Source organism: Gallibacter sp. Marseille-QA0791, assembly GCF_965119705.1.
GTDB classification, from domain to species: domain Bacteria; phylum Bacillota; class Clostridia; order Peptostreptococcales; family Anaerovoracaceae; genus Lentihominibacter; species Lentihominibacter excrementipullorum.
In genome coordinates, this window is record NZ_CBCPMH010000001.1 from 1,444,657 (window position 1) to 1,463,064 (window position 18,408).

General features: G+C 47.1%; 33 protein-coding genes. 1 reads left to right on the plus strand and 32 read right to left on the minus strand.

All coding sequences use genetic code 11. The features are described from left to right. Nucleotides 1-9: 9 nt before the first annotated feature. The 32 genes from ACQY69_RS06705 to ACQY69_RS06860 form a co-directional block, all read right to left on the minus strand. Complete coding sequence (locus ACQY69_RS06705; protein WP_428259633.1) at nt 10-312, minus strand: ribosomal-processing cysteine protease Prp; 303 nt, start codon at nt 310-312, stop codon at nt 10-12. Nucleotides 313-321: 9 nt separating this feature from the next. Beyond that, the gene (locus ACQY69_RS06710) at nt 322-2,193 is read right to left on the minus strand and encodes a hypothetical protein (protein ID WP_428259635.1); all 1,872 of its coding nucleotides are present in this window, start codon (nt 2,191-2,193) and stop codon (nt 322-324) included. 15 nt (nt 2,194-2,208) lie between these two features. Further along, complete coding sequence (locus tag ACQY69_RS06715) at nt 2,209-3,660, minus strand: phage terminase large subunit (RefSeq protein WP_428259637.1); 1,452 nt, start codon at nt 3,658-3,660, stop codon at nt 2,209-2,211. Next, on the minus strand, nt 3,653-4,219 hold the full coding sequence (locus ACQY69_RS06720; RefSeq protein ID WP_428259639.1) for a terminase small subunit: 567 nt from the start codon (nt 4,217-4,219) through the stop codon (nt 3,653-3,655). The genes ACQY69_RS06715 and ACQY69_RS06720 overlap by 8 nt, the downstream gene beginning before the upstream one ends. A gap of 181 nt (nt 4,220-4,400) precedes the next feature. Beyond that, nucleotides 4,401-4,811 (minus strand): single-stranded DNA-binding protein, encoded by a 411-nt coding sequence (locus ACQY69_RS06725; RefSeq protein ID WP_428259640.1) that lies wholly within the window; start codon nt 4,809-4,811, stop codon nt 4,401-4,403. After that, nucleotides 4,804-5,070 carry a DUF6378 domain-containing protein gene (locus ACQY69_RS06730; RefSeq protein WP_428259642.1) on the minus strand — a complete coding sequence of 89 codons (267 nt, stop codon included), beginning with the start codon at nt 5,068-5,070 and terminating at the stop codon, nt 4,804-4,806. The genes ACQY69_RS06725 and ACQY69_RS06730 overlap by 8 nt, the downstream gene beginning before the upstream one ends. A gap of 2 nt (nt 5,071-5,072) precedes the next feature. Beyond that, entirely contained in the window at nt 5,073-5,501 is a 429-nt protein-coding gene (gene dut, locus ACQY69_RS06735) for a dUTP diphosphatase (protein WP_428261030.1), read from the minus strand. Nucleotides 5,502-5,656: 155 nt separating this feature from the next. Continuing rightward, the gene (locus ACQY69_RS06740) at nt 5,657-6,010 is read right to left on the minus strand and encodes a hypothetical protein (protein ID WP_428259643.1); all 354 of its coding nucleotides are present in this window, start codon (nt 6,008-6,010) and stop codon (nt 5,657-5,659) included. Between the two features lie 154 nt (nt 6,011-6,164). Continuing rightward, nucleotides 6,165-6,629 (minus strand): hypothetical protein, encoded by a 465-nt coding sequence (locus ACQY69_RS06745; protein WP_428259645.1) that lies wholly within the window; start codon nt 6,627-6,629, stop codon nt 6,165-6,167. Further along, on the minus strand, nt 6,626-7,117 hold the full coding sequence (locus ACQY69_RS06750) for an SAM-dependent methyltransferase (RefSeq protein WP_428259647.1): 492 nt from the start codon (nt 7,115-7,117) through the stop codon (nt 6,626-6,628). Before ACQY69_RS06750 ends, ACQY69_RS06745 begins: the two co-directional genes overlap by 4 nt. A gap of 1 nt (nt 7,118) precedes the next feature. Then, nucleotides 7,119-7,919, minus strand: a complete 801-nt coding sequence (locus tag ACQY69_RS06755) for a phosphoadenosine phosphosulfate reductase family protein (RefSeq protein ID WP_428259649.1) — start codon at nt 7,917-7,919, stop codon at nt 7,119-7,121. 30 nt (nt 7,920-7,949) lie between these two features. Next, nucleotides 7,950-8,543 (minus strand): DNA cytosine methyltransferase, encoded by a 594-nt coding sequence (locus ACQY69_RS06760; RefSeq protein ID WP_428259651.1) that lies wholly within the window; start codon nt 8,541-8,543, stop codon nt 7,950-7,952. Further along, nucleotides 8,540-8,839 (minus strand): hypothetical protein, encoded by a 300-nt coding sequence (locus ACQY69_RS06765; protein ID WP_428259652.1) that lies wholly within the window; start codon nt 8,837-8,839, stop codon nt 8,540-8,542. Before ACQY69_RS06765 ends, ACQY69_RS06760 begins: the two co-directional genes overlap by 4 nt. Then, on the minus strand, nt 8,823-9,125 hold the full coding sequence (locus tag ACQY69_RS06770; protein WP_428259654.1) for a hypothetical protein: 303 nt from the start codon (nt 9,123-9,125) through the stop codon (nt 8,823-8,825). Before ACQY69_RS06770 ends, ACQY69_RS06765 begins: the two co-directional genes overlap by 17 nt. Beyond that, nucleotides 9,125-9,382, minus strand: coding sequence for a hypothetical protein (locus ACQY69_RS06775; protein WP_428259656.1), 258 nt, complete (start codon nt 9,380-9,382; stop codon nt 9,125-9,127). The genes ACQY69_RS06770 and ACQY69_RS06775 overlap by 1 nt, the downstream gene beginning before the upstream one ends. A gap of 9 nt (nt 9,383-9,391) precedes the next feature. Further along, nucleotides 9,392-10,120, minus strand: a complete 729-nt coding sequence (locus ACQY69_RS06780; protein ID WP_428259658.1) for a hypothetical protein — start codon at nt 10,118-10,120, stop codon at nt 9,392-9,394. A 1-nt stretch (nt 10,121) separates the two neighbouring features. Continuing rightward, entirely contained in the window at nt 10,122-10,496 is a 375-nt protein-coding gene (locus ACQY69_RS06785; RefSeq protein WP_428259660.1) for a hypothetical protein, read from the minus strand. Nucleotides 10,497-10,498: 2 nt separating this feature from the next. Next, entirely contained in the window at nt 10,499-11,005 is a 507-nt protein-coding gene (locus ACQY69_RS06790) for a DUF1064 domain-containing protein (protein ID WP_428259662.1), read from the minus strand. Further along, nucleotides 10,956-11,399 carry a hypothetical protein gene (locus tag ACQY69_RS06795; RefSeq protein ID WP_428259663.1) on the minus strand — a complete coding sequence of 148 codons (444 nt, stop codon included), beginning with the start codon at nt 11,397-11,399 and terminating at the stop codon, nt 10,956-10,958. Before ACQY69_RS06795 ends, ACQY69_RS06790 begins: the two co-directional genes overlap by 50 nt. 190 nt (nt 11,400-11,589) lie before the next feature. Continuing rightward, nucleotides 11,590-11,778 (minus strand): hypothetical protein, encoded by a 189-nt coding sequence (locus tag ACQY69_RS06800; RefSeq protein ID WP_428259664.1) that lies wholly within the window; start codon nt 11,776-11,778, stop codon nt 11,590-11,592. After that, entirely contained in the window at nt 11,775-12,005 is a 231-nt protein-coding gene (locus tag ACQY69_RS06805; protein WP_428259665.1) for a hypothetical protein, read from the minus strand. The genes ACQY69_RS06800 and ACQY69_RS06805 overlap by 4 nt, the downstream gene beginning before the upstream one ends. Further along, the gene (locus ACQY69_RS06810) at nt 12,002-12,670 is read right to left on the minus strand and encodes an ATP-binding protein (RefSeq protein WP_428259666.1); all 669 of its coding nucleotides are present in this window, start codon (nt 12,668-12,670) and stop codon (nt 12,002-12,004) included. Before ACQY69_RS06810 ends, ACQY69_RS06805 begins: the two co-directional genes overlap by 4 nt. After that, on the minus strand, nt 12,627-13,337 hold the full coding sequence (locus tag ACQY69_RS06815; protein ID WP_428259668.1) for a hypothetical protein: 711 nt from the start codon (nt 13,335-13,337) through the stop codon (nt 12,627-12,629). Before ACQY69_RS06815 ends, ACQY69_RS06810 begins: the two co-directional genes overlap by 44 nt. Nucleotides 13,338-13,443: 106 nt before the next feature. Further along, entirely contained in the window at nt 13,444-13,719 is a 276-nt protein-coding gene (locus ACQY69_RS06820; protein ID WP_428259669.1) for a hypothetical protein, read from the minus strand. Beyond that, nucleotides 13,697-14,599 (minus strand): PD-(D/E)XK nuclease-like domain-containing protein, encoded by a 903-nt coding sequence (locus ACQY69_RS06825; RefSeq protein ID WP_428259671.1) that lies wholly within the window; start codon nt 14,597-14,599, stop codon nt 13,697-13,699. Before ACQY69_RS06825 ends, ACQY69_RS06820 begins: the two co-directional genes overlap by 23 nt. Next, nucleotides 14,592-15,548, minus strand: coding sequence for a recombinase RecT (locus ACQY69_RS06830; protein WP_428259673.1), 957 nt, complete (start codon nt 15,546-15,548; stop codon nt 14,592-14,594). The genes ACQY69_RS06825 and ACQY69_RS06830 overlap by 8 nt, the downstream gene beginning before the upstream one ends. 187 nt (nt 15,549-15,735) lie before the next feature. Next, nucleotides 15,736-16,014, minus strand: a complete 279-nt coding sequence (locus tag ACQY69_RS06835; RefSeq protein WP_428259675.1) for a hypothetical protein — start codon at nt 16,012-16,014, stop codon at nt 15,736-15,738. After that, a complete protein-coding gene (locus ACQY69_RS06840) occupies nt 16,011-16,277 on the minus strand; it encodes a DNA gyrase (RefSeq protein ID WP_428259677.1) in 267 nt (88 codons plus the stop codon). The genes ACQY69_RS06835 and ACQY69_RS06840 overlap by 4 nt, the downstream gene beginning before the upstream one ends. Continuing rightward, a complete protein-coding gene (locus ACQY69_RS06845; RefSeq protein WP_428259679.1) occupies nt 16,249-16,656 on the minus strand; it encodes a hypothetical protein in 408 nt (135 codons plus the stop codon). The genes ACQY69_RS06840 and ACQY69_RS06845 overlap by 29 nt, the downstream gene beginning before the upstream one ends. Nucleotides 16,657-16,745: 89 nt before the next feature. Beyond that, nucleotides 16,746-16,982 (minus strand): excisionase family DNA-binding protein, encoded by a 237-nt coding sequence (locus ACQY69_RS06850; protein WP_428259680.1) that lies wholly within the window; start codon nt 16,980-16,982, stop codon nt 16,746-16,748. A 31-nt stretch (nt 16,983-17,013) separates the two neighbouring features. Further along, nucleotides 17,014-17,319, minus strand: coding sequence for a hypothetical protein (locus tag ACQY69_RS06855; protein ID WP_428259682.1), 306 nt, complete (start codon nt 17,317-17,319; stop codon nt 17,014-17,016). Nucleotides 17,320-17,337: 18 nt separating this feature from the next. Next, nucleotides 17,338-17,571, minus strand: a complete 234-nt coding sequence (locus tag ACQY69_RS06860) for a DUF739 family protein (protein WP_428259683.1) — start codon at nt 17,569-17,571, stop codon at nt 17,338-17,340. 174 nt (nt 17,572-17,745) lie between these two features. On the opposite strand from ACQY69_RS06860, the gene ACQY69_RS06865 reads away from it, so the two are divergent. Then, the gene (locus ACQY69_RS06865; protein WP_428259684.1) at nt 17,746-18,381 is read left to right on the plus strand and encodes a LexA family protein; all 636 of its coding nucleotides are present in this window, start codon (nt 17,746-17,748) and stop codon (nt 18,379-18,381) included. The last annotated feature ends 27 nt before the right edge of the window (nt 18,382-18,408 follow it).

Sequence of the window (18,408 nt, forward strand, 5' to 3'; positions counted from 1 at the left end):
CCCAGGTAATCAGTATACCTTTATGTGCTCTGGAAAACGCTCTGTAAGTGCTGAAAATTCAAGCATTGCAGCCCTGAACACTTCATTCATAAACATGTCCGAACGCTCGATGTTTATCTTCACATGGCCGTCCTTGCAGACATCCGGAACATAGCCTTTCGAGTCTATGTATCGCACGAGCATACAGCATAGTGTGGAGACCTCTGCGCATACATCGTTATACCCTTCATTGTTTCTGTAATCCGAATGCCCGTCACATTCGAAGTACAGCGGTCCGTCATCTCTTGTTATGGAACATATTACCTTCGTCATCTCGTCCTCCTATCCAACATTGGCCTGCTTAGATGCGGCTACTCTCGCCTTTGCGGTTCTGGTGCTGTCGGTTTCGGTTCTGGCCGCCCGTTCTTCTGCGGTTCCTTCCTCGCTCGACGCTCTTTGCTGCGTCGCGGCTGTAGGCTGCGGCTGCGACAGCCCTGCCATCGCCGCTATCCCCAGCTGCGGGAAGGCAGCATCTACCTGCATTATCGCCGCCTGCATCATCTGGAACTGCTGCATCATCAAGGACTTGTTCTTCACTTCCTCTTTTATCTTGTCGATGCCTTCAAACTCCATGCCGTCAAGACACGTGAGCGCCGGTTCTGCGTTTGCAGGAGCGAATAGTCCCATGCCATAAAGCTCCTTCATGGTCTCGTTCTGCGCAGCCCGGCTGAACGGAGACTGTTTCTCCGCATTTATCTTTATATCGAACACCGCATCTCTCCCGGAGATGGCAGAACTGTCGTATTCAACGAAGGTGTAACTGCCGTCGTTATTGTCGATACGAAACGCCCTCGGCTCTGTGTAAAACTGGCGGATAAGCTCCACTTTTAAGAAATCTTCATCCCTGCGGCTCCTATAAAGGACTCTGTTTATATCTCTAGAAAGCTTGCTCCCTGCTTCTTGCAGGGCTGCGATGGCTGTCGCTGCCGTGACACCGCTCTGCGTGCTTCCCTGCGATACATCCCTGTTGCCAGACGTCTCCTTTAGCTGGTCGATCATGTTGGTTTTATGCTGCACGACGAAGGCCGGTATAGAATCGACGCTTATTTCCTTCATGCAATCGTCTAAAGACGATGCCGATCCTGACACCTTGATGAGCGTTTTAGACCAGTCTGCGAAGTCTTCCGGGTTTATCTCGGCGCTTTCCTTAACTGCCCATCGCTTCCTGCCAACCATGATGGCGTTTTTTAAAATGAGCTGGTCGAGCCGGTCTATCTGCGCCTGCGGAGACTTCATTACATCCACATACCCAAAGCCCCACGGGGACTCCTTTATCTTGAACAGCGGCGTAACCACAAACGGATATTTCCCATGGTCATACCAGCCCCTATCCTTCAAAGCCTCGTCATTTTCGGACGCATACAGCAGCACGCCATTGCAGAATTTTACGAAATGCAGAAGCGTGTCCACTCTTTCCGCTCTCTCGCCGGTATCAGATTCCTCCACAACCGTCCTTATCGTCTTCTTGTAGTACATGTCCCAAACTTCGCTTTTCTTTGTCGGGTCAGGATTCTCATCCTTGTTTATGTACTCTGTTGTCGTCTTTGTGCCGCCGCTTTTACCTCTCATCTGTGGATACTGCTCTTCGAGCACATCGTTATCCACAAGCTTAGATACGAACACGTAGGCGGAATCCTGTATATCCTCTATCCCCGGCTCCCAAAAAATGTTGTGAATATCGACAATTTTCGTTACGATGTCGCCCATTCCGTCATTTAGACTGTTATCCCAGATTACCGTCGTCACACAGCCTCCGTCTATCAGCAGATCATACGCCTTGGAGTCGTATATCTTCTCGTAGTCGTTTCTATCGTCGATGATAGGTATAATTTCAGAAAGCCGCTTCGCTTCCTCTTCCATCTGTGGAGAACGCGGAAGGATATTCGGCTTTGGATAGTTGTCCATAATGTCCGCGTGTTTATTTATAATGCTGTTAAACAGCCATGCAGACGTAGCCTTTTCCTCATCAGCCTCGCTGCTCTGCATCTGGCCCCAGTGCCGCATACGCCACCACTCTTGGTTGGCTGTAGCTTTCGCGTCGATAAGCTGCTTTCCCTGCTGGTACTCCTTAAGCACAGCGGTAAACTCTTCGACATCCTTGTCAGTTATGGCTCTCCCATCGTCCACAACGGACTTTTTCTTCCCTTTTGGCATATTATCTCCTTTCCCTTACAGCGTGTTGAGTGCGCCTCTATACCTCTTAGCATCCTGTAGCATGTTCAGCGGGTCATCCACAGCCCTGCCAGCGAGCGGGTCTTTTTCAGCCGGCTTTCTCGGCTTTATCGGCCTTGCCATGCAGACATACCGCCATTCATCGTAATTGTGGTCTTCCTGCGTTGTGTCTATGTCTTCCACATCCGTTTCGCTGTATATCAGTGCCGGTATGCAGCGGATGAAGTGCTTGCAGGTGTTAAACACATAGAACATGCTCCGGCCTTCATCATCGAACGTGAGCCTGTAATGGCACTGCATCTTTCCGGCGATGCGGTTGTGGTCTGCTTTATCAAAATACACTCTCGCCCGGCTCATGGTCTCGGCGATGGACGGGCCGCCATCTTCCTGCCATATTGCAGGATCAGCGACGCCGATTATCTGCCGTCCCTTTATCTGTGGGTCTGTGGTCTCTATCTCACGTATCTTCGCTGCTACTTCTTCCACGGGCCACTTAACTCCCGTGTTAGGCTCCCCTGTGCAGCCATACAGCTCCCGTATGCGGTACAAAACACCTCTATCCGATACTGCATACCACCCCACGGAAAAAGGCCTCGCAAAACCCCAGTCAAATCCTCGGTATATCTTCCACCACTCTGGTATCTCGAATGGCTCAATTACGTGGCTCCATCTTCTGTCTTTGTAATGCTCGGGATCGTTTGTAAATTCCCCGAACACCTGCCCGGAGAAACTGTCCCAGTCCCCGTAAAGAAGTGCCCTTTTTTCCGCTTCTGGCATCATGCCCAGCGTTGCGATGTACCCCGGGTCGTTTTCCAGCAGCTTTCTATTGTCGAAAACTGTCGCAGGGACAAATATCCTCTTCCTTACAACCTCTATCTTCCCGCCGTCCGGCGCGTCGATAACCACCTTTTCTTTTATCGGCGTAAGCGGTGGTGCTGCTGTGATGAACCTGTCCTTTACCCAGTTATGTCCTTTTCCTCCCGGGTTCGTGGTGGATCTGATATATACCCTCGTTCCTGGTCCGTTCGGCCTTGCTCTGGAATACAGGTATGTGTACTCGTCGTATTCAAAGTGTGTCAGTTCGTCGAATCCGACAAAATCGTATGCCTTACCTTGGTAGTTAATCCTGTCTTGCTTTCTGTTCATGCTCCCGAATACAATCTTGCTACCTGTGGGAAACGTCCACGTATGCGTTGTAGTGTTGTATCTTGCGCCACGCACAGCCCGTGGATAAAGTAGCAAGCTCTTATCTATCAGCTCCGAAAGCTGTGGATAAGTCCGCCTGATAATGAGCCCCTTGTAATGCGGTATGTGTATCTGCCGCAGGGCCTCCGCAACAAGCGCATCGCTTTTCCCGCCGCCTGCAGCTCCACCGTACAGACACTCAAACTCCGGCCTCTCCATAAATTTTCTCTGCTGCGGCTGCGGCTCCCAGATAACATTACGCATTGTCGTCACCCTCTTCCAAAATCGGAGCAAGAACCACAACGCCATACTGATCCTCATCGCCGCTCGCCACATTATTCCTCTGCTTTTCCAGCTCCAGACGCTCTTTTTCTATGGCCAGCTTCTCGCGCTCGATGGCCATTTTCTCTCTGTCTGTGTACAGCCCATAGCACTTAGATAGCTGCTCCGCAGCTTTCAGCCTGTCCATCTCGGACGGTGCCTTGCGCACGTTTCTTGCCTTTGAGAAGCCTTTTCCTATTCCCTCGACCGCAAGGTCTTCCGCCTCGCTTTCGCCCCGCAGAACGGACGTGAGATACCTCAAGACCTCATCCTGCGTGGCTATCAGCTCGGATTCCTTTTCGGCCATGCGTTTATCTATGTATGCGCGGACATGATGTTTTTTGAGAAGGTCGCACCCCGTCCTATATGCCGTCCTCCTTGAATACCCCGCCCGTATCGCAGCCTGTGTGGCATTGCAATCTATCAAATATTCATCGCAGAAGCGTTTCTGTTTATCCGTGAGGCCTTTTTTCCCAGCCTTACCACTCTTCTGTTTTGCCATAAAAAACAGGCCTCCTTTCCATATCCATTAAGATACAGAAAAGAGACCTATTTTCTCTCCCCTATGTATGTCCATGGTAAATTACCAGAAGACTATTATATATATTATATTATTTATATATATACATACTCACATACATAATATTATGAAATACTATTCTTTGGGCATTGCCAAGCACCCTCTAAAACGGTATATCATCGTCTGTCATCTGCTGGAACCCTTCTGGAGGCTCCATATCTGGTGGCGGCGCTTCTGCTCCACCCGACTGCTTCCTGTCTCCATATTCCAGAAATTCCACTCTGTCAGCCACCACGTCCGTTGTGTAGACCGTATATCCGTCTTTATTGGTATAGCTTCCCGTCTGTATCCTTCCCTGAATACCAACAAGCCTTCCTTTTGCCAGGTATCTTTCACAGTTTTCAGCTTGCCTGCCGAACACGGTTACCCGCGGAAAGTCCGTCTTTTTCTCAGCATCCTTTTTCACGGGGCGGTCGATAGCGACCGTAAATGTCGCTACCGCCATCTGGCTCCCGGAAACACATCTCATTTCAGGGTCCTTTGTCAGCCTCCCGATCAGAACAACACTATTCATGCGTCCCTCCTATCTCCGCTGCGCAGGCTGCGTATCCTGCAATATCCACGTAGTTATCGCATTTATATCTGCCTGCAGCTCTGGCGACTTTAAGCAGTATCATCATGTTGGCTGCGTCCAGCGGCTCTAGCTTCATCCCCAGGTATCCGCTCCATAGATCCGCTATGTTTGCGAAAGTATCTTCTGGTGGTCCGTAATCCGCTTCCCTGTCCGTCAATACCGCTACTCCCGCAGCTTCTAAGCATTCTTTTCTGTTCATTTTTACCTCCCTGTGCTTCCAAACCCTCCGGTTCCGCGCTCCGTCTCCGTAAGCTCGTCCACCACTACAAACTCTACTTTTTCACATCTTGCCACCACCAGCTGAGCTATCCTGTCTCCGTCGTTTACTGTAAATGGCTCTGTGCCCCAATTTATAAGTGGCACGCCTATTTCACCCCGATAGTCACTGTCTATGGTCCCCACGCCGCTTACTATACCTATCCCATGCTTTGTGGAAAGACCGCTCCTTGCTCGCACCTGCGCCTCATATCCCTTTGGTAACTCCAAAGATATCCCTGTTGGAATAAGCTCTATCTGGCCGGGAAATATTATGCAAGAGCCCCTCGGGAGCAGGGCCCTTATGTCCATTCCCGCAGCTCCGTCAGACTTGTATTCTGGTATGTAGACTCTTGTCTTTATCCTCACCTTCATATTCTCCTTGTTGCCCACACTATTAAACAGGGTATCGAACACCATGCACCCACAGTCTCCAGCCTGCCTGCGCGAATAGCATTGCCTGTTAAATTTACACCGGGCACAGTATTTCCTCGAAAAGTCAATCTCTGCTCTAGTTCCACCAATAATCATCATTCCACCTCCGCAAGCCAGTATTTTTCTTTACAATCACGGCACGATATGTTGCCGCACCCGTTTTCATTTTTGTAACTCGTATCAACGTCGCAAGGGTCCATGTAAATTACGCCATCATCTGTTCTCATTCTCGGAAACATCTTCAAAAACTCCGATTGCCTTGTCTTCTTCGGATGTTCAGCCGCCCACTTTTCGATAATTTCGACTGCTTCTTCGGGATTATCGTTTTCGAATGTCCTACACGAACTGCTGCGTCGATGCACCTCTTTTCCTATCGGACATTCTTTGCAATACGGATTGTGCTTATAGCACATCCTTGTCCATGCCTTCAAATATTCAACTGCGTCCATCACTCTTCCTCCTTTAACTTCGTGCTGCTTGTGCTATATGTTGTGCAACTGCCGGTAGCCTTGCCGCATCTAAAGCAATACCATTCAACATAAACCCTTCCGCAGCTCCAATATATATTAGTCACCATCGGTCTTCCGCACTTTGGACATCTGTTCATTCATTTTCTCCTTTCCATGGCTCCGATGGCTCTTTCCATGCAATTACTATACCCGTTCCATCAGGTACTCTTATGACTTTAGGCTTATCGCCTTTTTCAAGGTCAATATCGGTTTCATCGTATCTTCCGAGAAGAAACCAAAATAAGCAATACCAGCTCTCCACGTCCGGATTATACCATCCATCCGTTATCCCGTATTTAGTTTTCACATGGTACTTAGGACAGAATGCGCCTCTGTGTTTTGCATTTTCCGGCAACCTCTCCGAGCACGGTATCCATTCCCCGACTTTAGGCTGCTTGTCTATAATAGATAAAATCGTAGTCAGCTCGTTTGCCTTGCCGTCACACATGTCCATCGAATATTCATATTTGGGGCCTGCTTCGTCATACTCGGCAGCTTTACTCTCCCAATAATCCCTGCGTTTCCTTATTTCCTCTATCAGCTTTTTTTCGTCTATCATGCTTGTTCTCCTTTCATGAAGCACAACCAATGTGTTTTGTTATTTTTTTGGGGACGCTTGTTTCCAAAAAGAGGCCGTTGACTAAATAGCGACAATATTTGTGACAGCGGTATCTGTATCTCCGACCACTTGAAAATCAACACCCCGTTCGGTTTTAGCACGCGCATACATTCTTTAAATCCTTCCGCAAGCGTTGTCTCCCAGTCCTCTCCGAGTTTCCCGTATTTTACGGCCATAAATGCCTTGTTCCCTACCTGCTTTAAATGTGGTGGGTCGAAGACGGCGAGGCAAAAACTATTATCTGCAAAGGGCAGATTTGTAAAATCACACACTGTATCGGGGCTTATCTCTATATATCTGCCGAGGCAGTATTCTGTTTTCGGAAGCTCACGGATATCGCAAAATTCAACGTCAGGATTTTCTTTATCAAACCAAAACATTTTACTTCCGCAGCACACGTCTATTATGCGTTTCTTTTCGTCTATCATGTTAACCTCCTATCCACCATTCCATAACATCTTCTGGCGTTTTCCATGTGGTTTTTTTATCTAGGTTTTCCAACATCTCTTTAAACGCTCGCAGATACGCCCGTTTGTATTTTGGATACCGCTCTAGTTCTTTCGCCTGGTTAACAGACATCGGGCAACCTATACAGCCCAACCGTTTATACCCCTGGTCATACAATTTGCAGTATGGCACATCGTATTCCCGTATAAACTCCCACACCTCTGAGTCTTCCCAATCTATTATCGGATTTAGAATGTGCTCCCCTTTAGTCGGACAAAATCTTGCCATCTTAGCATTTTCAGGATTATCAGGATCTTCAAGGCTTCGTCTTTTATCGCCGTTATCAATCTCTAATCCTGACCTACTTTTTGCTCTCCTTACTGATTCTGCCCATCTAACGCCAGTCACTACAAACCGTCCTTCTCCACCGCCTTCTTTTAATTTATCGCAACAATATCTGACTAACCTTGTTGGCGGCATTTTCTTTTTAGGTATTAAATTCCACATCGTTATGTGCTTACCTTCCTTGTCTCTTGGTATGTCTATAATCACATCGGGATGCTCGTCCTTGATGAATCTCACCAGTTCCGGCGGATCTACGCTGGTTAAATTGTAGTGTGCATCGTACTTCACGCCCGCCATGTCGGCCAGCGCCTTTATTACTACGCTATCCTTGCCGCCGCTGAACGCCAAATAGTACCCTTCTGGTGGTTCGAATGTCTGCAACCGTTGTATGGCTGTCTCCACCTTATCCATTCCATTAATGTTTAATTGCCCTATCATATAACCACATCCTCAGCTTTTTTTCGTCTATCATGCTTTACCTCCCCATTGTTCAGCCATCGCCCGGGCGATCCCGGGAAACGTTTTACTTCTATTTTTTTGTCTGTCTTTACCGCCTTTCATGAACCACGTTCCTGCTTCATGGCAACCGCATTTATAATCAATTATTGCTGTCGGTTTCAGAAGCGGCAGCCCCTTAAGCCACAGCCGGGTTTTCTTTTGTACTGGGTGCCCGAATTGATACGGTTGAATTTCTTGCGTATGCTTCGGCATTTGATAAATCTTGCTTGATACAGGATTTTCGACACATATTCTAGGACAGTTCGCATTTAAAAATTGTAAGAAAAATGTTTTTGCCTGTAAGCCTTTCCGGTATCTTTCTTCGTTTAGCTTTCCGCCCTTGAATAGGTGTCTCGCTCCCGCATTGCTAAGATATGTGCATGGCGGAAACGCCAATATCATATCCCATTTCATTTTTAGTAGTTCTATTGCATCCGCCTGTATATGCCATTCAGGATGCCCGCCAGAGCACGGTTCTATATCACAGCTGTATGCCTCATGTCCTAACTCCCTAAACGCTTTACAGACGGCCTGGCTTTCTTCGCACGCTACCAATACTCTCATCTCACCACGTCCATACTATCCAAAATTTCCTGCGGCACATCATCCAAACTTCTGTCCGTAACCACCACTGTGTGCTCCGAAAGTTGGTTTATGTACCCCTGCTCCGTTACAATCCGCACCTCTCCGGTGTCCCAGATTTCCGTGCTATATACCCTCCCGCTGTTTTTCGCTGGTTCCGGGGCCGCTATCTCCACGGGCCGGGTTCCTACTCCCAGCCCGATCCAGAAGGCAGTAACGACTGCCACGGCGGCGAATACGGTAACGGCGGCGCGGATTAGGTTATCCTTGTTTTTCATGTCGTCCCTCATCCTCTCTTTGTACCACGCATACTTCTCCTATCAATTCATATGGTGCTGTTGTGAAGGCGTCTGATTCCTTCAACCTGAAATCTATCTTACCTTCCCTTAACATTTCACGTGCAATTTCGCAAGCCACTAACAGTTTTGCCGCTTCAATTTCTTTGGGGCTCTTGCTGTAATAGCTTGCGACTCCAATAACCCTCTCAACTGGGTATTTTTCGTATGTTGGTATCCATATCGTTCCACCCAGTTTCTTTATCAGCCACATTCTCAGCTTGTTCATCACTTCCTGTTTTCCTCCCAGCCTCTTACTTCTGTTTTCAGCGCCTCTATTTCGTTTTTCAGTTCGGCAATTTCCGTTGCCTCCGACGTTTTTATCCGCCGCTCTATGTAGCTTTCTACCGCTCCGGTAAACGTCGGATAATACCCGCTCATGTTTCTTGGATTCACCTTGCCGTCTTTATTCGGCTTCTCGCGTGTTATCCAGCAGCAGAAGCTGTCTGTGTTGAGAAAATGGTGGTCATCCAGTTGTATCCTCATGCTTACCTCCTATGCGATTACTGTAAACCTTTTCATTCCTTTCAATTCTTTTTCCAGATATGCTTTTACGTTTTGCATCGCTTCTATCTGCCATGTGCCACCGTCTGCCTCGAAAATCGCGCATTCCACTCCGCATCCTTCCTTCATTCGGAATATAAACGCCGACTCCGGTTGATCAACCTCCAGGAACGTTCTGTAGGGCTTAAGTACCACTGGATTCGGGATAAGCGCCTCTCCTTTACTGGTCAGTCCCGTTTTTATCGTCGCTTTCTGTGTTACGCCATCGTCCCCGTATTGTGCAACCGTACCAGCTTCTACTGTACCGGCAAATTTGAGCAGCAGCTCCCTGTCCTCATTTGGGACAAATTTAGACTGCAACGCTATGCAAAAATTCTCCTGCTCGTAAAATCTATCGAAACCAAACTCCGGCACCATCGCATCTACCTCTATCAGATATTCACGACATCTCTTTTCGTTTAATTTAGAATACAAATGCACATTTGTAGGAGACTGTACCTCTACGATCATCTTGTCCGCAAACTTATCTGCGCCGGATTTTATGTAATCCACCAGCCCCGTAAGTGTGTGTAGATATAACTTCTCCGCCACCGGGACCGGCGTTTCAAGCCTCTGCAGAGGCTTGTCCGAATACAGGCCCTTCTCTCCATCTGGTAAAACATATTCCTTTACGTTCGCTTCGCCCAGCCCAACTATGTACTCCAATGCTTTTCTAATCATTTCATTCACCCTTAACCTTTCTCATATCAATAACTTCGCCCGTCTCCGTGTCAATTTTCTCAGTCTCTTCCATGCTTATCTGTCCCCGAAGCTGCTTTCCGTATTCTTCGGCGATCACCTCTCCGCTTCGCAGGTCCCTCCCGACTGCAAACTGCGTGGTCAAGCCGCCTTGGGCAGCTAACTTCTCTTTCACGGATATGTCAGCAACAACGTTGTCCCTCTGCTCATTCTGTACAAACGTCATCGTTATAATTATCTGCCGCTTGTCCTTGTATGGCGTGTTCACATCCTGCATGTTCTCCATAACCTTTTCGAAACTATGCGCGAATTTTTCCTGCACGGCTCCGCCTGCCACGTCTTTTAAATCAATTTTCATCCTTACACCTCCGTAATCTTATATCCTTCATGCGCCATCAGCTTTTTCTTTATTGCATATACAGGATTTTTCCTTGTAGCCTCTGACTTCACATCCTCAACAATAAACCTGCCTTCACCATCCGTATAGGTGAAATCTGCGATATATTCCATCTTCCGAATCGGTGTGCCATCCGGCATCTTGAATGCCTCCGCCAGCGTAAAGTGGTGCTGCAGCTTTAAATCTGTTATCCAGCCTGCTTGCAGAAGCCCCATAAGCTCTTCATATCTGCGAGCTTCTTTCTTGCTGTCAAACTGCACTCCGTTTACCTCACATGTCTTATTTCCGTATTTGCGACGAGACCCCTTGTCCTGAGATGCCCCTGTGAGACATTTGTCGGACCTTGAGCCGCTTTTCTGGTCGAAATCGACCAGTTTATCAACTGGCGACTTTCCCCGGCTCAAATCCGCCAATTTCCGTTCAGCCTGCTCCCGCATCTTCGGCGGCAGGTCCTCCAGATTCATGTTCATTGTCCTTCACCTCCCTTGTAGTAACCTCCCAAACGTCCTTTGTTGTATTCTCGGAAATCTTATATTCATACCTTTCCAGCCACGCATAAGCATCTCTCAGGGAAAGGCTTCCACCTACAAACTCGCTTACCAGATATGCGATAACCCCTGCGTACCATTGCGACAAACCTGCGTTTTCTTCGGCGACCCTTTTGCGCGACCTATTACTCAACTCAAGCTCCTTTCGGACTTTTATGTACAAGGATTCGAGCGCGTTACGCTCCTTTTGCAGCCTGCGTATCTTCTCATCCTTCTCTCTTTCGCGCTTTTCGAGTTTTCCCATCATGGCGCTGATTTTCCTAAGTTCCTTTTCCTTGGCCTTAAGATCATGTTCTAATTTTTCTCTCTCGTCCATCTTCCCTCCCATCTGCTCATAGAGCCTATCCAATTCCTGTGCATAGGGGCATTCTTCCCACGCCTTGTCACAATATGTATCCAGCCATCTCTTCTTTTGCGCTGGCCAGCGAAATCGCCTATATGTATCCTCGCAGGATATGCTTAAATTCTTCTCATCCCGATAGTACGGGCAAAGCGTTATCCGGCCGTTATTTGGCATATTTCCGCCTCCGAGCTTCTCCGAGCCTTATTACTGTGTTCGTGGCGAGGTCATCTGCGTTCTTGGCAGCTCGTATTTTCTTATCCCTCTCCCGCTTCTTTTTCCTTGCCGCAAGAAATCTCTCGCAGCTATCTTGGCAGGCTGGGTGTCTGTCCTTGCAGCCCTTACATTCCTTCACGACCTCACCTCCATGTCCTTTAAATCCTCCACGTCCTGCACGATTCCAGCAAGCTCCCGCAAAACCTTCTTTAGCTTTTTGGCTGGCATCCGCCAGACAAAGTCCGGCGTAACAATAGCGTACTCGCCGTCGTTGTAGATATATAAAACCCCTCTCATTTCGCTTTGTACCGGATACATGCCCAGCGCCTCAGCCCTCCCGGCGATGTTCGTCAGACTATTTTTCATGGCTGCCTCCTGTAGTCCCGGCCACTCATCACGACAAGGTTGCACATTTCGCAAAGCCTTGAATATATAGCCTCTCCCACGTTGCGTTCAAGCTCTGTAGTCGTGTCGTTGGTCGTTATTATCACGGGCAAATAGTCCTCATACCGAGCATTTATTATTTCAAACAGCTTTTCCCTGTTCCAGTCAGTTATTTTTTCTTTGCCAAGGTCGTCTATCACCAGCAGCGGCACAGTCTTTATTCGTTTCAGCCGCTCGCCCTGATTATCAAAATCTCGCAAAAGTCCAAATAGTTCAATCGCTGTTACGAACATTGCTGGAATACTTTTTTCGTAAATCAGGTAATTTATTATGGCAGCGGCAAGATGTGTCTTTCCCGTTCCTGCACGTCCGATAAAAATCAGCCCCCGACCCTCTGTCTCCTCAAAATGCTCAACATAGCTCATGGATTTGTAAAATGCAGCTTCATTGCCATCAACTTTGAAGCTCGAAAACGTCCTGCTTGCAAAACGTCTGCCCAGATTACACTCTCTTGCTATCTTGTCCGTATATGCCTTATGCCTTTCAATCATCATTTCCAGATAGACAAGCTCCTCCTTTAGGCTCATTCGCTCCTCATAGCTTTCACGTCTTGAATCCGCTTCCATCTGCGCTATATTCTTTCTCACTTGCTCCGCCCGCGTTTTCACGGCTGATACTTGCGCCTGTTTCAGCATTTCTCCCGTCCTTTCTTGCCCAGCTTAGTATGGTGGCGTAATGGCTTTTATACCGTTTGCCCTTGCTTGCCACGTACTCCGATAATCTCTCGATTCTGACCTGCCAGTCATATGGGAATCGCTCTTTTAGCTTTTCCAGTTCTTCCTCCGTTAGGTACACGTTTCCAAACTCGCCCAGGGCGGGCATAATATATATATTATTATTCTTTACATTCTTTTCTTTCTTCTTCTGTTGCTTGGTTAATCGTTGGTTAGTCGTTGGTTGGTCGATGGTTAGCTCTTTGGTTGATTCGGATTTTTCAATTCCTTCGCCGCCTTGGTACATCGCCCAATTTTCAATGGTTGTGACGGTTATACCCTTCTCTTTACGCGTGGTTATTTCCTTGGTTGATTTTAAGTGCTCTATCGCCGTCCTTACATTTTGCCTGGATAAGCCCAGTTTCATCGCCAACGCCTCTTGCGTTACTACAAGCTGGCCTGCCTCAAGCTCCACACCCCGATATTTTGTAGGTTTAAAATTTGCCTCTAACAACAGGTGAAGAAAAACAGTTTTTGTATTCGAGTCTGAATACCATTCCCACTCGGTCATTTTTCTATGAAGTTTTATGTATCCATCCATAGTCAGCCTCGTTTTTCTATGTAAAGCGCAGACAGGTAAATCATAGATAACATCATGAGCGGTCTGTTCTTAAACTCTGCTCTCTGCCTACGCCCTACAGCATTAATTATCTGCCCGGACATACAAAAGCGTGTGGCATGTAGCCTTTCACAACCTTTGATGTGTCCATGTTTTTGCCTCGCTCATATATGAGGCAATTCCTTATCATTTCGGCATCGTAATTGCGATATTCTACCAGCATTCGCTTCCCTTCTCCGGGAATAAATAGAACCGGTTCGGGCTGTACCGCAATCCACATACCGCTCATAAGTCGCACCCACTTTATTACCTCTCCGCATCTTTCGCAGCCAAGTCCACCTTTATATTTCTGCGTCAATGCCATAGATGTCCTCCGTCTCTGCGCTTACGCCATAGTCTGGTTCAAGTTCCCAATAATCTATCGCTCTTTCGAGCTTTTTGGTCGTCCTGCAATACGCACAATGCCCACACCTTTTAGGAGGCACCTTACCGTCCTTTATAGACTGTATCCTATGGATTTTTTCCTGAACCTTTTCCAGTTCCAGATCATATCGTTGTTGGTGCGTCAAGTTAATTATCTCCTTGTCTGGCGGGTCCTGCTTAGAAACACATACCAGCCAGAAAAGCGGTGTCGCATTGCTTCCGGTAAATTCCTTGTATATCTCTGTATATACCGCCGCTCTGAACATATATCTATAATTTTCTATAAACGTTGCACGCCGCCCCAGCTCTGTGTTGTATTGCAGCCCTCTTATGTCCGCTACGGTTTTCCAGTCGATTATGAGGTCCATTTTAGGAATCCACTTATCCAGGCGCACCTTCCACGGGTATCTGCCAAATAGCTTGCCTGTCATAGAAACTTCTGTTTCTCCTTCCATGGCAATCAAACGCCTTATAGCCTTGTCTTCTTCGGCCGCCTTTATCATGGCATCTATTTTTTCAATGTTCGAATACTTGCCTGTGATCTCGAGCCCCCTTGCTTTGGTCACCTTTGTTTTATATATCTTGTTGAAGTTTTCAGGCTCTTCGCAAAAGGCTTCAAACGCGTCCGGTCCCTCGAAATATGAATGGAAGTATTTCCCCAGAAAGAAGGCGTCTGTCTCCGGGGGTGCCCACCGCCCCTGCGCATGTGCAAGAGCGGCGGCTTCGCAATCTAAAAATTCTTCATACTGCGAACAAGAGAGATAATGCTCGTTCGCTTCCTGTGAATAATAATTATCGTCCGTAAGTACAAAATTACTCATTTATCACATCTCCTATAGCCACCTGTTCGGCAGTCTCTACCTCCTGCTTATCATCATTAGGCTCACTGCTCTCAGGTCCTTCATCAACAGTTTTTTCTTCCTCGTCGACGATCCCATCAATATCAGTCTCTTCTTCCGTCGCATCGCCAAATACGGCCGCCTCAGCCACGCTCTTTATCTCATTCTCATCAACGTCGATAACCTCCGGTTCATCGTCACGCTTATAATCATTACTTGTCACTCTATTGAAAGCATCGACCAGCAGGGCGCTATCGGTCGTGGTGTTCACGAAGAGCTTGCAAGCCCTGTTGATTACGGTCTTTTTAGCCATTTCCTCCGTGAAATTCTTATGAGCGGGACTTCCGCCTTTATTTGCCCCCTGATTCCACGCCTTTTTGACCTGTTCCATCGTCATGATCTCCACATACGGCGTTTCATCTTCCTTGATAACTACTGCATAAACCGCCCTGATCTTGCTGATGTCTATATTGTTTAAATTTTGCGTGTGCTTTGTTATTCTGATATTTGCGGTCATTGGATCTATCTCATATTCAAACTCATCACCCTCATATACCACTTGTGCGTGAACCTCTTTAACTCCTGAAAACCTTTTAGCTACAGCTACAGTACCCATGTAAGATCGCTGCAGTGTAAGCTCCTTGCCATACACTATGAAATAGCACTGCTTCTTTGCCGGGTTAAGCCCCTGTACAACCATATCCAAAAGACTATTTGCTATGCTCGGCTGAGAACAAATCTTAAGTGCCTTATTTCCGCGCTTGTCTTCAACGCCTTGCAACGCTAACCATGCGGCCTTCAAGGCGTTCTCTGCGCTATAGTCCTGCGGCAGCACCAGTTCACCAACCTGTGCAAATCCTGCCACCTTATTCAAGACAACGTCCGTAATATTCTTTTCAGCTTTCATAACTGCATTCTTTTTCTCTGCCATAATTCCCTCCATTGATTTTCTTAATAAACTGTGATACTTTATAAGTGGTTGTTTTAGTGCTCGCTTGCCTCTGTGCAGCGGGCATTATTCGTCTTCCTCCAAATCATCATCCGCCCAGTACGGCCCATCCATGTAGTCATGTCCTTCGCCGTAATAATCGCGGCCATAATAGTCGTTTAATGCTGCATCACTTATCATTTACCTTCTTCCTTTCTATGCATTCGTCAGCAATCCTTTCAAGTTCCTTTACATGCAGCGAAAGCGTCTCATCTATCTCATCATCGCTGTGTTCACCCCACGCAAACTCCGCTATCCTGCCTGCAAGAACAACAGCTTCGTCTGAAAATTCCTTGTCGTACGTAGCCTCGGCGGATTTGTGCACTGCGGCGATAGCTCTTGCAAGGTCTAAAATTACATCTAGCATCATTCCCTCTATATGCACACATTCATCGCTTATCTTAATCATTTTCCATCCTTTCCGGTTGCCTTATATACGGCTACCTTCCTCTTTGTCACATTGTCGTATGCTTTGCCGATCACCTTCACCGTTCCAGCTTCTTTCATCTCGCTCAGCCGTGGTTTTACGGCGTTTAGGTCCGTATACCCCATGCCATGGGCTATCTGCCGGGCCGTCATGGCGTCGTGTCCCATAAATCGCAGGATATCCTGTGCCCTAGTGGCCGGTCTTTGCAAGTAGCTTTCAAGCCTCGTTTCCTCGGTTATTCCCATTGTCATCCCCCTCTGCTAATTTCGCCTGATTCCAATATGTCCCAATACCATCACCGCTCCAGCTTGTCGCCCCGTTAGCCCATGTATATATCAGACCATTTTCGTATCTGGCAAAATACCGCGGTCTCCATGTGTTACCATCACGATCTCGTACCCACACCGGCGTATCCACCGGCACCTTACTCCAGTCGACTTCCGGCTTTTTATCGGCCTCGGCTTGCAGCCAGTTCAATTTCTCTCTATCGCAGTTATGTATCCCGGCCATAAAATCGCAATCATCACAATCATTATTCTGACAGCAGCGTATTTCGCCGCCAAACTTCCCCCACGACATTGCTGCCAGAATTTCATCTAGGTACTTCTCTCTGTTCGTCATCATTTCACCTCCAAAATTCAATCGTGCTCGGTATCGACATGTATGCCACGAAGGCCACTATCGCAGCCATTCCCAGCAGCCACCATGCCGGACTATACTTTCTTATCCTGTATCTTTTCATGCGCCTTCCTCCTTTCCTTTGCTTCCCTTATGGCCTCATTTTCGACGTAGGCTTGCAAGAGAGTCTTTGGGATTTTCCAATAGGTACCATCCTTGTAGGCTGGAATCTCGCCGCGCATTAACTTGTCACGGACTGCGTCCACATTACATTTCAGCGCCTTCGCTGCATCCTGCTGCGAATATACGATAGGCTCTATTGTCGTCTTCACGTGCTTCACCTCCTTGAATTATTTCATATCGCTACAGCTTTTTATTTACGACCAATTGCCTAAGACGAGAATCTCTCTTATAACGTCTATAATCATCAGCTATATCTTCACCAGCAGCCGCAATCCCAGCCGCGCGATTGACTTGTGACGCCCCGTATTGCACTTTCCCGCCGGTATCATCTATTTCATCCAGCCTAAGAAGCCGCTTGCTCACAACGTATGGGACGGTTTGGGCGTTGGCTGTATTGTCGTCATATTTGTCGGCGACTTTTTTTCCGACACCACCGACTAACCGCTTTCCACGCTGCAGTTCCTTTTTCATCTTTTTCTTAGTCATGTTCATTACCTCCTTGAATTATTTTGTTCGTGTTTCTGAACTCATTTTGCAAAAAAAATAGTCAGAAATCTCGTCATACCCCAAACCAAGCAGCTCGCATGATTTCAACATTTCTCGCTGACTAAATTCAAGAATATTATTCAATCTCTGACTAAGCGAAACTCTACCAATTCCTAATGCTTTGGCAAAATTCTCTTCTGTTCCAAAAACCTCTTTTATTTTTCCTCTCAATCTTGAATAATCGAAGTTCATGGCGTCCTCCTTTCGTTCGTGTTTCTGAACTAATAATACCACTTCGCTTTCATCATGTCAATTACTATTTTTCATGTTTCTGAACTTTTTTTAATCATTTCCGAAATATTTGTTGCATTTCCTGAACGCATAGACTATACTTATATTATACTAACGAAAGAAAGGGGAGACAGAATGGCGACAACTGCTGAACGTATCCAACAGGCAATGGAAAAGAACAACATTACACAGGCCGAACTTTGCCGCAAAACAAAAATTGGTAAGTCTTCTCTGAGTACATATTTATCTGGAGACTATGAGCCAAAGCAACGAAACTTATATAAATTGGCAACCGCCCTAAATGTTACCCCTGAGTGGCTGATGGGTTTAGATGTTCCAATGAACGACAACGATTCACAACATCGCAAATCGACCGGCGTATCAATACCTATCGTCAGCACCATCGTTGCCGGTATGCCCGCCGACGCGTATGAAGACCCACTGGGATATGAGGAAATAAGCCATGAACTGGCAAAGACCGGAGATTTTATATGCCTCAAGGTCAAAGGAGATAGTATGTCCCCGGCAATTCAAGATGGAGACTTAGTTATTATCAGGCAGCAGAATGATGTGGAAAGCGGTGATATTGCTGTGGTTCGGATAAATGGAGATGAGGCCACTTTGAAAAAGGTCCAAAAGAGCGCAGATGGAATCACGCTTATAGCCTACAATCCAGCAGTCTATGAGCCGCACTTTTACAGTAACAAGGAGATCGAGGAACTCCCTGTTGAGATAGATGGAAAAGTCGTTGAGATGAAGAGGGTTTTTTAGAATTGCCTTCAAGAAATACTATTTGCT